Genomic DNA, 13,802 nt, shown 5'->3' with positions numbered 1-13,802 from the left:
ATAATTAGTGAAGTATATGCAGTATGAAACCGAGGAAGATATACTTTCCTCGGTTATTTATATTGTAATAACATTCATACCGGAATCATATTGAATAGATGTATTTTATTGTTAATTTAGTTAAAAATTAATCAGACTTATGAATAATAATTTATTGAAAAAATAATTGAATTTTTCAGACTAATGAATTAATATAAGGTAAGTAATTTTAAGATTTATAGAATATTGGAAGATGAAAGGTTTTGAGAATTTTATTAGAGGCAGAAAACGATTTTAGGATAGCTTTAAAGCTAGTGTAAAATGACGTTTGCTTCATCATTTTCAGGGCTGAAAGGAATTAGGGGAAAGCATCTTGTTTTAAAATGCGGCTATGAATCATCTAAGAGGGGGAAATGAAGTGGCAAACAAAGAATTGAAAAGAGGTTTAGAAGCACGTCATATTCAAATGATTGCTTTAGGCGGAACAATTGGTGTTGGTTTGTTTATGGGGTCAGCTAGCACGATTAAATGGACAGGTCCGTCAGTAATGCTTGCGTATGCAATTGCAGGTATTTTTATCTTCTTCATCATGCGTGCCATGGGAGAAATGTTGTATATGGAGCCAAGTACAGGTTCATTTGCGACGTTCGGTCATAAGTATATTCACCCGCTAGCAGGTTATATGACAGCGTGGAGTAACTGGTTCCAGTGGGTTATCGTTGGGATGTCAGAGATTATCGCAGTTGGGGCATATATGAAGTATTGGTTCCCAGATCTACCAGCTTGGATACCAGGTGTTATCGCAATGGTTATTCTTGGCGCAGCTAACTTAATTTCTGTTAAGTCATTTGGTGAATTTGAATTTTGGTTTGCGATGATTAAAATCGTTACGATTCTATTAATGATTATTGCAGGATTTGGTCTTATTTTCTTCGGAATTGGTAACGGCGGAGAAGCGATTGGCATATCAAATCTTTGGGAAAATGGCGGTTTCTTTACAGGTGGTTTTTCAGGATTCTTCTTTGCGTTATCACTTGTAGTTGGAGCATATCAAGGTGTGGAATTAATCGGGATTACTGCTGGTGAAGCGAAGAATCCGAAGAAGACACTTACAAGAGCGATTCAAAGTACAATTTGGCGTATTTTAATATTCTATATTGGTGCTATTTTCGTTATTGTAACTGTGTATCCGTGGGATCAATTAAGTACAATTGGTAGTCCGTTCGTAGCAACTTTTGCGAAAGTTGGTATTACGGCTGCGGCAGGACTTATTAACTTCGTTGTTATTACAGCGGCGATGTCTGGTTGTAATAGTGGTATTTATAGTGCGGGACGTATGCTTTACACGTTAGGTGTAAATGGACAAGCACCGAAATATTTCACAAAACTTTCTGGAAATGGTGTACCTTTATTTGGTACAGTTGGCGTAATTATCGGTTTAGCGGTTGGTGTTGTTTTAAGTTATATCGCTCCGAAAAACTTATTCGTATATGTATATAGTGCAAGTGTACTTCCTGGTATGGTACCATGGTTCGTCATTTTAATTAGTCAAATTAATTTTAGAAAAGAAAAAGGGGCAGAGATGAAGGATCATCCGTTCAAAATGCCATTTGCTCCTGTTACAAACTATTTGACAATTGCCTTTTTAATTATGGTATTAATCGGAATGTGGTTTAACGATGATACGCGTATTTCACTAGTTGTAGGTATTGTGTTCTTAGCTATCGTAACAATTAGTTTCTATGCTTTCGGAATAGGAAAACGACCTCCGTTAGATGTTCCAAATGATCAAGAGATTTCAAGTAAATAAAGATAGTAAAAAAGTCCGATTTCTCATTTGGAAATCGGACTTTTTGTTATTAAAACTTTTCTAAAACGATTTTCCCAATTGTACTTCCGCTTTCAAGTAGGGCATGTGCTTTTTTTACGTTTTCAGCGTTGATTGGTGTAAATATTTCATTTAGAGTAGTCTTTAAAATACCTTCATCTAATAGTTCACTTACTTTATTTAATAGTTCGTGCTGCGTAATCATATCGCCAGTTTCATACATTGCTTTTGTAAACATAAATTCCCAAACGAATGTAGCACTTTTGCTTTTTAAAATACCCATCTCAAGAGGGTGCTCATTTTCTACGATAGAGCAAATTTTTCCTTGTGGTTTAATGAGGTCACATATTGCTTGCCAATGTTGATCTGTATTGTTTAAACAGAAAATATAATCTACATCTTTTAGCCCGAACTCTACTATTTGATCTTGTAAAGGTTGGTGATGGTTAATGATATAATCAGCACCAAATTTTTCAACCCATTGTATCGTTTCATTGCGGGATGCAGTTGTGATAACATTCAGTCCAGCCCATTTTGCAAGTTGAATGGCAATTGAACCTACACCACCAGCACCGCCTATAATTAAAATGTTTTTAAAGGAGTTCGTATCTTTCTTATTATAATCAATACCTAAACGTTCAAATAAACCTTCCCAAGCTGTAATAGCTGTTAACGGAAGTGCTGCTGATTCAGCATCACTTAACGTTTTTGGTTTTTTACCAACGATTCTTTCATCAACTAGGTGGTATTCACTATATGTACCTTGTCTCGTAATGCTTCCAGCGTAAAATACTTCGTCGCCTTCTTTAAATAACGTACAATTTTCGCCGGTTTGTACAACAACACCACTCGCATCCCAGCCAAGTATTTTCGCTACATCTTCTTTTTTCTCTTTTGGAGATCGAACTTTTGTATCAACTGGATTAACGGAAATAGCGTTAATTTTAACGAGTATATCTCTCCCTGTAGCAACAGGTTTTTCAACTTCCATATCAATTAAACTGTTTTCTTCTTCAATAGGTAAGTATTCATGTAAACCAATTGCTTTCATTTATATTCCCTCCATTAAAATAAGAATCCTTTACTTCTATATTATAGATGGTGAAATACTGCTATGTAAAAAAATACCCTCTTTTTTATGTAAGCTGTACTGATAGTCTAGAAGGAGTTTATTTCTAAAAAGAAGAATTTTTTATTGTATTACTTTATCCCAAACTAAATGTAAAGGTGGATACATAATGACAGTAAAGAAGCTTTATTTCATCCCAGCAGGTCGTTGTATGTTAGATCATTCTTCTGTTAATAGTACACTCGCGCCGGGGAATTTATTGAACTTACCTGTATGGTGTTATCTTTTGGAGACGGAAGAGGGGCCTATTTTAGTAGATACAGGTATGCCAGAAAGTGCAGTTAATAATGAAGGGCTTTTTAACGGTACATTTGTTGAAGGGCAGATTTTACCGAAAATGACTGAAGAGGATAGAATCGTGAATATATTAAAGCGTGTAGGGTATGAGCCGGACGACCTTTTATATATTATTAGTTCTCACTTACATTTTGATCATGCAGGAGGAAACGGTGCTTTTACAAATACACCGATTATTGTGCAACGAACGGAATATGAGGCAGCACTTCATAGAGAAGAATATATGAAAGAATGTATATTACCGCATTTGAACTACAAAATTATTGAAGGGGATTATGAAGTGGTACCAGGTGTGCAATTATTGTATACGCCAGGCCATTCTCCAGGCCATCAGTCGCTATTAATTGAGACAGAAAAATCCGGTCCTGTATTATTAACGATTGATGCATCTTATACGAAAGAAAATTTTGAAGATGAAGTGCCGTTCGCGGGATTTGATTCGGAATTAGCTTTATCTTCCATTAAACGTTTAAAAGAAGTTGTGGCGAAAGAGAAACCAATTATTTTCTTTGGTCATGATATAGAGCAGGAAAAGGGTTGTAAAGTGTTCCCGGAATATATATAGTGCAAAAAGTCATGAGCTTACGTGCTCATGACTTTTTCGTTTAAATAATTTTTTTGAATAAGTTATAAACCTTTTTTGAGCTATCTTCATTTAATTGATAGTACTTGAGGTTTACATCATCAGGAGTATCTTGCTGAGCAATCATTACTTCGTTATTGTGATGGTCAACTACCCATATGAAATATTTTTTATAAGTTCCATCCTCGAACGTAATCCACATATCACAATCTATTAAATCTGATCCTTCTTCATCTAATGTTAATTTTCCTTTTTTGGCGGTATCCATACTGTTAATGAATGTTTTTAATTCATCTGTTTTTGTGAGAAAGATATCTTTTTTTGTTTTAATAGACTCGACATGTATATCTTTTATTTCCTGTTTTCCTAAAAAGACAGGGGGTTCATTTGGATCTCTTTGAGTTGAAATGATAGTAGCTTTCTTCTTTGGCTTATTTGCTGTATAGAAATCTTGAATAGATTTCCCAGAGTTGAAAAACCATACGATTCCAAAAATAATCAATGCACTACCTAGCAGTAAAGTGATTTTCTTAATAGAATATTCTCCTCTCTATTACTTCGTATGAAGAGCGTTTCTATTAATATATGATAGGGAAGCGTAAAGTATTATAGTTGAACTTGGTTATTCTGCATAGTTTTAACAGGACGATCTACGAGTAAATTGTAAGTGAGACCAATTAGTACGAAAATGCCACCAATAACTTTGCCCATTGAGAGTTCGTGTGACAAGATGAAATCAATGATAGTCCCCGCAAATAATTGTCCGATAAAGATGAGTAACGTTAAATAAAATGCTGATATTTTAGGCGTAATATAGTTCGATAAGGAGATGACGATAACGCCTACTAATCCGCCTAAGTACACAGCGATAGGAATTGATTGTAACGTCTGCATTGGAATATACAATGAATCTGAGCTGAAAATTAAAAATAACATAGAGAAAAATAATCCAGTAATATAATTAAAAAACGTGCCTTCCCAATTACCAATTTTCGCTGCTAAATTCGCGTTAATAATTCTAGCAACAACGATAGAAACACCAGCTAAAATAGCGATCGTAATATATAACATTTTCTTGCCCCCATTAATAAATTGTCATGATTATAATTCCGGAAGAGATGAAACATAATCCAATTAGTTTTTTCTTTTCAAATTTTGCGACTTTCATTCCTAATAAGCCGAAATGGTCAATAACGATGGAAGCAATGGACTGACCAAGTAAACTTAATGCGATCGTAATAGAGGCACCAAGGACGGAGAAACTTATATTATTAAAAAGAACAGTGAATACTCCAATCGCTCCAGCGCTATATAAAAAAAGTGGAATTCTTTTATCAAAATGAATTTTATTTTTGTTTATGATTAAAATGAAGATAACTGCAATTAAACCGACTAGGTGAATGACAACGCTCGCTGTGTACTTGCCAATTAACTCAGATAAAATCCCGTTCAGTGGAAGCATAACGGCGATGAGCACACCAATAAAGACAGAAAGAAAGTTATACAATGTAATATCCCCTTTGTATTTCATATTTGTAATGACTGTATCATGCTGAAATTGTGTATTACTATGACATATGTCATAGTGGAAGAAGAAAATTTTGATTACAATGGGGATGAGTTGTAAAGGCGGGGGAACTATGAAGAAAGTATGTAATTCTATTAAATTAGCAGGGTATATGAAACAAAATAATATTGACTCATTTTTTAGTAATGATATGAAGCCGTATATGGAACTTATATTTTTTAAAAAGAATGAGTTTATTTGTAGAGAAAATGAAGAGATAGATTATTTATATTTTTTCGTTGAAGGAAAAGCGAAAGCGTTTAATACATTAAGTAACGGTAAATCTGTATTATTATGTTTTTATGATAGTTTGCAGCTGTTAGGAGATGTGGAGTTAATTCATTCTCAAAAGACAGCTTCAAACGTACAAGTAATGGCAGATTCATATTGTGTTGGTTTGCCTTTAGGGAAAGTGAGAAATCAACTATTTCATGATGCAAAATTTTTACGATGTATTTGCGGATCGTTGGCACATAAATTAAACCGACTTTCAAAAAATAGTACAATTAATTTACTATATCCACTTGAAAATAGATTGGCGAGTTACATGTTAGCAGCAGGGGAACGAGCGGTGCAGCACGGAAATCGAATTGTATTTAGTGGGAATTTAACGGAAATAGCTGAATTGTTAGGAACGAGTTATCGGCACCTATTACGTACATTAAATATTTTTTGTGATAAAGAAATTATAAAGAAAAACAATGGTTGTTTTGAAGTAGTGAATGTGGATGTTTTGAGGGAACTGGCGGCAGATGTTTATAAATAGGAGGAGATTATAAATGATTACACCTATATTTAGAATTTTTGATATTGAAAAAGCAAAGCTATTTTACTTAGGTTTTTTAGGATGTAAACTGGATTGGGAACATCGATATGAGGAGCATATGCCATTATATATGCAAATTTCGTTACATGATGCTGTAATCCATTTATCAGAACATTATGGGGATGCTTCGCCAGGTGGCGCGATTCGTGTGAAAATAGAGGATTTAAAAAGTTATTATACTATTTTATCAAGTAAAGATTATGCTTATGCAAAACCTGATATAGAGAGAACACCGTGGGATACAATGGAATTAACTGTGATTGATCCGTTTTCAAATAGAATTATATTTTATGAGGAGAGGGTTTAGAAATATTTTATCAAAATAGGGGGTTACAATGAAGGGGGAGTTTACTTGATGGTAAACTGCTCTTTTTTATTTTAAGTGCATATTGAATGGTATAAAAATAAAATGTTATTATTATGGAAACGTATGAATATATGAACAAGTATTCATATGTTTAAGGGGAGGGATTAGAGTGAAAGACATAATTATTATTGGAGCGGGTCAAGCTGGATTAACAATGGGATACTATTTGAAGCAAGAAGGGTATAATTTTTTATTATTAGACGCAGGAAACCGAGTTGGTGATTCATGGAGAAACAGATATGATTCTTTACAGCTCTTCACACCAAGGGAATATAGTAGCTTACCAGGTATGATAGTAAAAGGAGAAGGAAATGGATTTCCACATAAAGATGAAATGGCAACGTATTTAGAAGAATATGCAAGACATTTTCAATTACCAATCCAATTGCAAACGGAAGTTTTAAAAATAAAGAAAGAGAAAGAAATATTTGAATTGCACACTCCTACTGAAATTTTACAATCGAAAAAAGTTATTATCGCATCGGGTGGGTTTCATCAACCATTTATCCCTTCAGTTTCAGAAAATCTTTCATCACATGTTTTTCAAATACATTCATCACAATATAAATCACCATCACAAATTCCTAAGGGAAAAGTACTAGTAGTAGGTGGCGGGAATTCAGGAATACAAATTGCAGTAGAACTTGCAAAAACTCATAAAGTTACAATGTCTATCAGTCATCCTTTAACATTTTTACCGCTACATCTTTTTAGAACAAGCATTTTTAATTGGTTAGAAAAATTGGGTTTATTGTACGCTGAAGTAAATACAAAGAGGGGAAAATGGTTTCAGAAGAGAAAGGATCCTATTTTTGGTTTTGAAGGAAAGGAACTTATTCGTAGTGGAGCAATTAAACTAGAGGAAAAAGTGGTTAGTGCATCAGAAAATAGCATTATGTTTCAAAGTGGTGGCACGTATAGTGTAGGAAGTATTATATGGTCAACTGGTTTTATTCAGAACTATAAATGGATTGAAATAGAAAAAGCAGTGAATGAGAAAGGATTTCCTAATCATGTAAGAGGAATAAGTCCCGTGAGAGGATTATATTATATCGGTTTGCCGTGGCAATCTCAAAGGGGCTCTGCACTTATTTGTGGTGTAGGAAAGGATGTAGCGTATTTACTTTCTGAAATCAAAAAAATAGATCAGTAGCAGCGACTACTGATCATCCATATGTACATGAATTAGGAGAGGTCAAACATTTATTAACTTTATTATAATAGATTTTCATAAGAATAAAAACTGAAAATTCTAATTTCGTGTTGAGAAAGTTTTTTGTATCGAAATATATAAAAGAATAAGGGTTTTTAGTAAAAGGAAATATGATATTTATAGTTTACTAAAGTATGATATAGTCTATATAGGAATTTTTCCCTTGAATTGGGTTTTTATAGTCTTTACATTTTTAAAGTAGAAAGGGGAAGCGATTGTGAAGTTTGATGATCAACGCCTACTAGGAGTACGATTAGGTTCTGTACTTGTAACAGAGGATAATCAATATTTAGTAATTAAGAAAAAAGATCATTATGCACTATTAAATATACATAATTTAGAATGCACACATGTTGAAGTGCAGCTAGAACATATTGAAGAACTGTTGCAGGAAGATTTCCAAGAAAGTATAACGGAGATTATTGCACCAGAACATATAAAAATTGTTGCGAAAAATGTTATATAAAGAAAGAAGCTGGAAGGAACAGCTTCTTTCTTTTCATTATAAGGATAACATTTTTAAGACGTCACCAATAATCCCTTCCATTTGATGAACACCTAAGTCAGTGTTCGTCATAATAACAGCACCATTACCCCGGTATGGATAACAAACCATCATACATTGAAATCCAACGCCCCATCCAAGTGAATATATTTGTAAGTCTTCATTAGAATTATCTAGAAAAACCCCTAATCCAGTCCATTTTGAGCAACCTTGAGGTGAAATCATATCTTGTACTGTTTTTTGAGAAAGTTTTAGTTTGCCCTTTCCTTGTAAGGAATGAATGATTTCAATTACTAAAGTTGATAAGTCTGTTGGTGTTGTCCAAATACCTGAAGCAGCTGCGAAGGGATAAAATGGATACTTTTCATTTGTAACGGTACCATTTTTATTATGCCCGCAAGCAAAGTTCTCCATTTTATTTATATCTTCAGAAGAGAATACTGTACTATTCTTTAGTTGGAGTGGCTGAATGATATATTCTTCAAGTAAAAGATTGAATGGTTTTCCAGTTATATCTTCAAGTAGTAGTTCAATAATACAAAAGTTTGCATCGGAGTAGTGAAATTCGCTTTCTGGTTTATAAGTTATTTCTATTGGTACTGGGCAATAGGATGTTTTACCGGCAAGGAGTTCAGACATGTTTGGTTGCCCTTGTGCAAATGTATAATGTCCAAAACTATTAGGAGGATCAATAATTCCAGATTGGTGACTTAATAAATTTCGCAGGGTGACTTTTTTCTGTGAGGTAAATAGGTTGGTAGGTATGTTCCAAGGTGTGAGTCTATCATTTATGTCTTCATCTAAATGTATGATTTCTTGATCTGATAACGTTAGTACGAGCATTGTAGTGATGAATTTACTAATTGAACAAGAGTTGAATATAGAATTCGTAGTGACAGTTCTAGTTGTTCTAGATTCAAGCGTTCCAAAGGCAATCGTTTCGTCTAGTTTGCCATCACGTATAATAGCAAGGCTTAAACCTGCAACGGAATATTGGTTCATTTTTTCGTATATATTGTTACTTTTTAAGTTCATAGTGACTCCTTTCTTAAAAAGACAGAATGTTAGTTCTATTATACAGTAGTAAATAGAGAGAAAAAGAAAAAACTTCATCCTTTATCGATGAAGTTTTTTTCGTTAATTCGAAGTGAATGTTTTAAAAAATTTGTCTCGGTACATGTACATTAGCCAGAAAGCTGTTATAAAGGAAATAATCATTTCTTTGTTTTGAATTGGCGCATTGAAAACAAGCCAGCCAACGATATCAAATAATAAATGTAGTACAATTGAAAGAACTACAAATTGTAGTAATGTCTTAAAAAATCTTTTCATAAAGTGTCCCCCTAAAATATAAGGTTTTATCAATAGTGTTGTATATTACTATTATACATTAAATGTGTATTGTGGTAAAATTTACATAAGTTAGTGAAATAAAACAAATGAAAGCTAATGAGGAGGAATAGTCATGGGATTTTGGATGATCATACCGATAGCGGTCTTTGGGTTTATTTATATCGTTGAAAAATTAAATAGAATTGAAAAGAAAACGGATGCACGTTTAAAGAGGATGGAAGATAGATTACAGCTAATTTCGAAAGAAATGGGAATTGTAGATAGAGAACCTGAAATTAATAAAGAGTTGCGCCAGCTTATGGAAGAAGGAAAAACAGTTACAGCAGTTAAGAGAGTAAGGGAGGCTTTTGGTTTTTCCTTATTAGAAGCGAAGCAATATGTTGATAAATTATAAAAAAGACCATCCAATCGGATGATCTTTTTTTATTGAACCATACGTGTATTTACATAGGCAGCTATTATAAAGTGTCCAATTATAATGATAGGAAATAAGATTTTGGCATTAGGAGTAGTGAAGATACTACCAATTGTGGCGATAACCCCAGCAGTTAAATTATAAACCCCCACTATTTTTGATAACTTCATTTTATCTGGCACACGGCGTTCATTGAATCCTGATAAGAGCCAAGTGTATTGTTTAACTCCGATGAAATAAGCTAGTGCAAATGAAATGATTGCTAGTATGAATAATGATGGAGAAGCGAAGAGAGTCATTGAAAACACCTCCGTTAAAGGGTTATAAATAAATTATAATATGAATGTTATAATTTAACAAAATACATTTTAAGTGTAACAGAAAAACGGAGTATGTATCATGAAGGGAGATTAAGTATGAATATTGTGGAATTCCAGAGATACGTATTAAATTTCAGTAAAGAAAAAGGATTTCAAGATACAACCATTGAAGAGCGTACAATGTATACGATGGCGGAATTAGGTGAATTAGCGGAAGTTATATTAAAGCGTGATAAAATACAAGATTCGAAAAGAGAGATTGGTTTAGAAATGTTTGATGTCATTTGGAATGTATGTGATTTAGCAAACAAGTTAGAAATTGATTTAGAGAAGGCATTTGAAGAAAAAATGAGGATTAATAAAAAACGTGAATGGTAAAAGGAAATTTAAAAAGCGCACAAAATTTTGTGCGCTTTTTATTAATGATATGGAAATATGTAAGAAAAGGTGGAACAAACATTTGAGATGAATTGTCTAATATAGGTAATAAATATTTCGTTTGAAAGAAAGGGTGGAGAAAATGAAAAATACATTATTAAAAGTAGGGGTATGTGTTAGCTTACTAGGAATAACTCCATTTGTTAGTACAATTTCTTCTGTACAAGCAGAACGAAAGGTAGAGTATAAAGTAATAAAAAATGAGACAGGAACTATTTCAATTTCTCAGTTAAACAAAAATGTTTGGGTTCATACGGAGTTAGGTTATTTTAACGGAGAAGCAGTTCCTTCGAACGGTTTAATCCTTAATACTTCTAAAGGATTAGTACTTGTCGATTCTTCTTGGGATGATAAGTTAACGAAGGAATTAATAGAGATGGCAGAAAAGAAATTTAAGAAGAGTGTAACGGATGTTATTATTACACATGCACACGCTGATCGGATTGGTGGAATAAAAACGTTGAAAGAAAGAGGCATTAAAGCGCATAGTACAACGTTAACTGCGGAACTAGCAAAGGAAAATGGATATGAAGAACCACTTGGAGACTTACAAACAATTACGAATTTGAAGTTTGGAAATATGAAAATAGAAACATTCTATCCAGGGAAGGGACATACAGAAGATAATATTGTCGTATGGCTACCGCAATACAACATTTTAGCTGGAGGCTGTTTAGTGAAATCTGCGGAAGCTAAAGATTTAGGAAACATCGCTGATGCCTATGTAAATGAATGGTCTACATCAATTGAGAACGTGCTGAAGCGATATAGAAATATAAATGCAGTAGTTCCTGGTCATGGAGAAGTAGGAGACAGGGGATTACTTTTACATACATTAGATTTATTAAAATAAGAAATTGTAGAAATACAAAAGAGAGGAGAAATAATTTTCTCCTCTCTTTCTTCTAACTATATTTAAATGCTGAATCTGTTCATTACTTCAGCATATATTACTGAGATTTTAATTCCAAGTATACAAATACCAGTACCGTCATAATTGCGATAACAACGTAAGTAGCATCAAGCATAATAAGTGTTTTCAAAGTTTCAGTCATCCGAATTCACCCCTAGCATAAAAATCATAAAGATAACAATGTAAATGAGATTTCTTAAGTAGTTTCTATATAAATATATCATATAAATAATGTAAACAATGTTAAGATAATGTAAATGTATTGTAAATGAAGGACTTTCCCATAGAATTTTCAATCAAAAAAATTGCTAGTTGCTAATAGTTCTCTAAATCTATTAACTAGCTATTTGAAAGTACCAACAAAGATGTACATTTTTCAGTAATGTTTTTAGAGTCAATAAAAATATCATGTCAACAATATGAACTGTCACAAATCTTTATATATTATTGTGATTGATATCACATCCTTTTATCTCACCAGATATTATGCTTAGTTTGTAAGGAATGATTGGGAGAGGGTGGGATGATCATGTTTTGTTATCAATGTGAACAAACGCCAACAGGCGGATGTAAAGTAATAGGTGTTTGCGGTAAAAATGAAACAATAGCAAGTTTACAAGATACGATTGTGTTTGGATTAAAAGGAATTGCGGCTTATCGTACGCATGCTGCTCAGCTAGGATATACGGATGCTTTTGTAGATGCTACGACGCAAGAAGCACTGTACATGACATTAACAAATTCTAATTTTAATGAACAAGAACATATTGATATGGCTATGAAAGTTGGGAAATCGGCTTTACGAGTAATGGAATTGTTAGATGAGGCACATACGAATCACTTTGGTGTTCCAGAACCTGTTCAAATTACGCAAAACTATGTAGAAGGTAAAGCAATTGTAGTTACTGGTCATAATTTATTTGCGTTAGAAGAATTATTAAAACAAACAGAAGGAAAAGAAATTAATATTTATACGCATTCTGAAATGTTACCAGCACACGGGTATCCGCAGCTGAAAAAATATAAACATTTAAAAGGAAACATCGGTAAGGCATGGTATGATCAACGACGTCTTTTTGAAAAATTTACAGGTGCCATATTAGCGACAACGAACTGTGTTATGCCAATTAAAGGATCGTACTCTGATCGATTCTTTTCATATGATATTGCAGGTTTAGAAGTTGTACAAAAAATTGAAAATGATGATTTTGCACCATTGATTCAAAAAGCGCTAGAACTTCCAGAAGTACATATGGAGTCGGATGAACAGTTAGTAACAGGGTTTCATCATAATACAGTCTTATCATTAGCTCCAGAAATTATTGAGGCAGTAAAAGACGGAAAGATTAAGCGTTTCTTTGTCATCGCAGGTTGTGATGCACCAGGAAAAGGTGGGGAATATTATCGTGAATTAGCAACGTCACTTCCTCCAGAAACAGTTATTTTAACGACTTCTTGCGGGAAGTTCCGCTTTAATGATGTGGATTACGGTGTTGTACCTGATACAGAGATTCCACGTTACATCGATTTAGGGCAATGCAATAATTCAATTTCAACAGTGAAAATAGCAGCCGCTTTAGCAGATGCTTTTCAATGTGAAGTGAACGAATTGCCAGTTAGTATTGTCCTGTCGTGGTTTGAACAAAAAGCGGTTGCCATTTTACTTGGACTATTTAGTCTTGGTATTCAAGATATTCGTATCGGTCCAAAGGCGCCTGAATTTATTTCACCTGGCGTACTTGATGTTTTACAAGAAACATTCGGTTTAAAACTGATTACAAATGCAGCGGAAGATATGGAAATGATGTTATCGTAACAAAAGAATGATCTGTCTTATTTAGAAGAAGAGCTAGCCTATAGTGCCTCAAAACAAAAATGTAGAATTTTTGTTTGGGGTATTTTCTTTTCTTAGCGGGGTGGATAATAGTGGATTTTAGAAAAATATAAAAATCGAGTTGACATTTACAACTACCTAGTCATACAATGTAGTTGTAATAGGTAATACTGAGTAGTGTTGTTTCTCAAAATATTTTCAGTAAACGATAGGTAATAGTGGATTTTAGAAAAAT

Annotated in this window: 17 protein-coding genes; 10 read left to right on the top strand and 7 right to left on the bottom strand. The window is 33.4% G+C overall.

Features of this window, described 5'->3' with window-relative positions; genetic code table 11:
* Nucleotides 1-397: 397 nt before the first annotated feature.
* The gene (locus KI369_RS26450) at nucleotides 398-1,789 is read left to right on the top strand and encodes an amino acid permease (protein WP_212958462.1); all 1,392 of its coding nucleotides are present in this window, start codon (nucleotides 398-400) and stop codon (nucleotides 1,787-1,789) included.
* A 49-nt stretch (nucleotides 1,790-1,838) separates the two neighbouring features.
* Here KI369_RS26450 and KI369_RS26445 read toward each other — a convergent pair whose 3' ends face one another.
* Nucleotides 1,839-2,858, bottom strand: coding sequence for a zinc-binding alcohol dehydrogenase family protein (locus KI369_RS26445; protein ID WP_212958460.1), 1,020 nt, complete (start codon nucleotides 2,856-2,858; stop codon nucleotides 1,839-1,841).
* A 187-nt stretch (nucleotides 2,859-3,045) separates the two neighbouring features.
* Between KI369_RS26445 and aiiA the strand changes: the two genes are divergently transcribed.
* A complete protein-coding gene (aiiA, locus tag KI369_RS26440; protein WP_046198343.1) occupies nucleotides 3,046-3,798 on the top strand; it encodes a quorum-quenching N-acyl homoserine lactonase AiiA in 753 nt (250 codons plus the stop codon).
* 40 nt (nucleotides 3,799-3,838) lie between these two features.
* Here the strand turns inward: aiiA and KI369_RS26435 are convergent, their stop codons facing one another.
* From KI369_RS26435 to KI369_RS26425, 3 genes are all read right to left on the bottom strand, one after another.
* Nucleotides 3,839-4,333, bottom strand: a complete 495-nt coding sequence (locus KI369_RS26435; RefSeq protein ID WP_212958467.1) for a hypothetical protein — start codon at nucleotides 4,331-4,333, stop codon at nucleotides 3,839-3,841.
* 89 nt (nucleotides 4,334-4,422) lie between these two features.
* On the bottom strand, nucleotides 4,423-4,887 hold the full coding sequence (locus tag KI369_RS26430; protein WP_212958458.1) for a DMT family transporter: 465 nt from the start codon (nucleotides 4,885-4,887) through the stop codon (nucleotides 4,423-4,425).
* 13 nt (nucleotides 4,888-4,900) lie between these two features.
* A complete protein-coding gene (locus tag KI369_RS26425; RefSeq protein WP_212958456.1) occupies nucleotides 4,901-5,347 on the bottom strand; it encodes a DMT family transporter in 447 nt (148 codons plus the stop codon).
* Between the two features lie 109 nt (nucleotides 5,348-5,456).
* On the opposite strand from KI369_RS26425, the gene KI369_RS26420 reads away from it, so the two are divergent.
* The 4 genes from KI369_RS26420 to KI369_RS26405 all read left to right on the top strand — a co-directional run bounded on the left by KI369_RS26420 (nucleotide 5,457) and on the right by KI369_RS26405 (nucleotide 8,255).
* On the top strand, nucleotides 5,457-6,149 hold the full coding sequence (locus KI369_RS26420) for a cyclic nucleotide-binding domain-containing protein (RefSeq protein WP_212958454.1): 693 nt from the start codon (nucleotides 5,457-5,459) through the stop codon (nucleotides 6,147-6,149).
* Between the two features lie 13 nt (nucleotides 6,150-6,162).
* Nucleotides 6,163-6,516 (top strand): glyoxalase superfamily protein, encoded by a 354-nt coding sequence (locus KI369_RS26415; protein ID WP_212958452.1) that lies wholly within the window; start codon nucleotides 6,163-6,165, stop codon nucleotides 6,514-6,516.
* Nucleotides 6,517-6,685: 169 nt separating this feature from the next.
* A complete protein-coding gene (locus tag KI369_RS26410; RefSeq protein WP_212958450.1) occupies nucleotides 6,686-7,729 on the top strand; it encodes a flavin-containing monooxygenase in 1,044 nt (347 codons plus the stop codon).
* Nucleotides 7,730-8,006: 277 nt separating this feature from the next.
* Nucleotides 8,007-8,255 carry a hypothetical protein gene (locus tag KI369_RS26405; RefSeq protein WP_212958448.1) on the top strand — a complete coding sequence of 83 codons (249 nt, stop codon included), beginning with the start codon at nucleotides 8,007-8,009 and terminating at the stop codon, nucleotides 8,253-8,255.
* Between the two features lie 36 nt (nucleotides 8,256-8,291).
* Here the strand turns inward: KI369_RS26405 and KI369_RS26400 are convergent, their stop codons facing one another.
* Both KI369_RS26400 and KI369_RS26395 read right to left on the bottom strand, forming a co-directional pair.
* On the bottom strand, nucleotides 8,292-9,329 hold the full coding sequence (locus KI369_RS26400) for a serine hydrolase domain-containing protein (protein ID WP_212958446.1): 1,038 nt from the start codon (nucleotides 9,327-9,329) through the stop codon (nucleotides 8,292-8,294).
* 102 nt (nucleotides 9,330-9,431) lie between these two features.
* Nucleotides 9,432-9,626, bottom strand: coding sequence for a hypothetical protein (locus KI369_RS26395; RefSeq protein WP_212958444.1), 195 nt, complete (start codon nucleotides 9,624-9,626; stop codon nucleotides 9,432-9,434).
* Between the two features lie 133 nt (nucleotides 9,627-9,759).
* On the opposite strand from KI369_RS26395, the gene KI369_RS26390 reads away from it, so the two are divergent.
* Nucleotides 9,760-10,041 (top strand): hypothetical protein, encoded by a 282-nt coding sequence (locus KI369_RS26390; RefSeq protein ID WP_212958442.1) that lies wholly within the window; start codon nucleotides 9,760-9,762, stop codon nucleotides 10,039-10,041.
* 29 nt (nucleotides 10,042-10,070) lie between these two features.
* On the opposite strand, the gene KI369_RS26385 is transcribed toward KI369_RS26390, so the two are convergent.
* Nucleotides 10,071-10,361, bottom strand: coding sequence for a DUF3784 domain-containing protein (locus tag KI369_RS26385; RefSeq protein ID WP_060631693.1), 291 nt, complete (start codon nucleotides 10,359-10,361; stop codon nucleotides 10,071-10,073).
* Between the two features lie 117 nt (nucleotides 10,362-10,478).
* Here KI369_RS26385 and KI369_RS26380 point away from each other — a divergent pair, with 117 nt between their 5' ends.
* The 3 genes from KI369_RS26380 (at nucleotide 10,479) to hcp (ending at nucleotide 13,549) form a co-directional block, all read left to right on the top strand.
* Nucleotides 10,479-10,760 carry a MazG nucleotide pyrophosphohydrolase domain-containing protein gene (locus KI369_RS26380; RefSeq protein ID WP_001028122.1) on the top strand — a complete coding sequence of 94 codons (282 nt, stop codon included), beginning with the start codon at nucleotides 10,479-10,481 and terminating at the stop codon, nucleotides 10,758-10,760.
* A 142-nt stretch (nucleotides 10,761-10,902) separates the two neighbouring features.
* On the top strand, nucleotides 10,903-11,673 hold the full coding sequence (gene bla2 / locus KI369_RS26375; protein WP_212958440.1) for a BcII family subclass B1 metallo-beta-lactamase: 771 nt from the start codon (nucleotides 10,903-10,905) through the stop codon (nucleotides 11,671-11,673).
* A gap of 589 nt (nucleotides 11,674-12,262) precedes the next feature.
* Nucleotides 12,263-13,549: a hydroxylamine reductase gene (hcp, locus tag KI369_RS26370; protein WP_212958464.1), complete on the top strand. Its 1,287-nt coding sequence runs from the start codon at nucleotides 12,263-12,265 to the stop codon at nucleotides 13,547-13,549.
* Nucleotides 13,550-13,802: the final 253 nt, after the last annotated feature.

The organism is Bacillus sanguinis, assembly GCF_018332475.1.
In the GTDB taxonomy this organism is placed as follows: Bacteria; Bacillota; Bacilli; order Bacillales; family Bacillaceae_G; genus Bacillus_A; species Bacillus_A sanguinis.
Note: the sequence above shows the minus strand (reverse complement) of the source record. Positions and strands in the feature narration are given on the sequence as shown.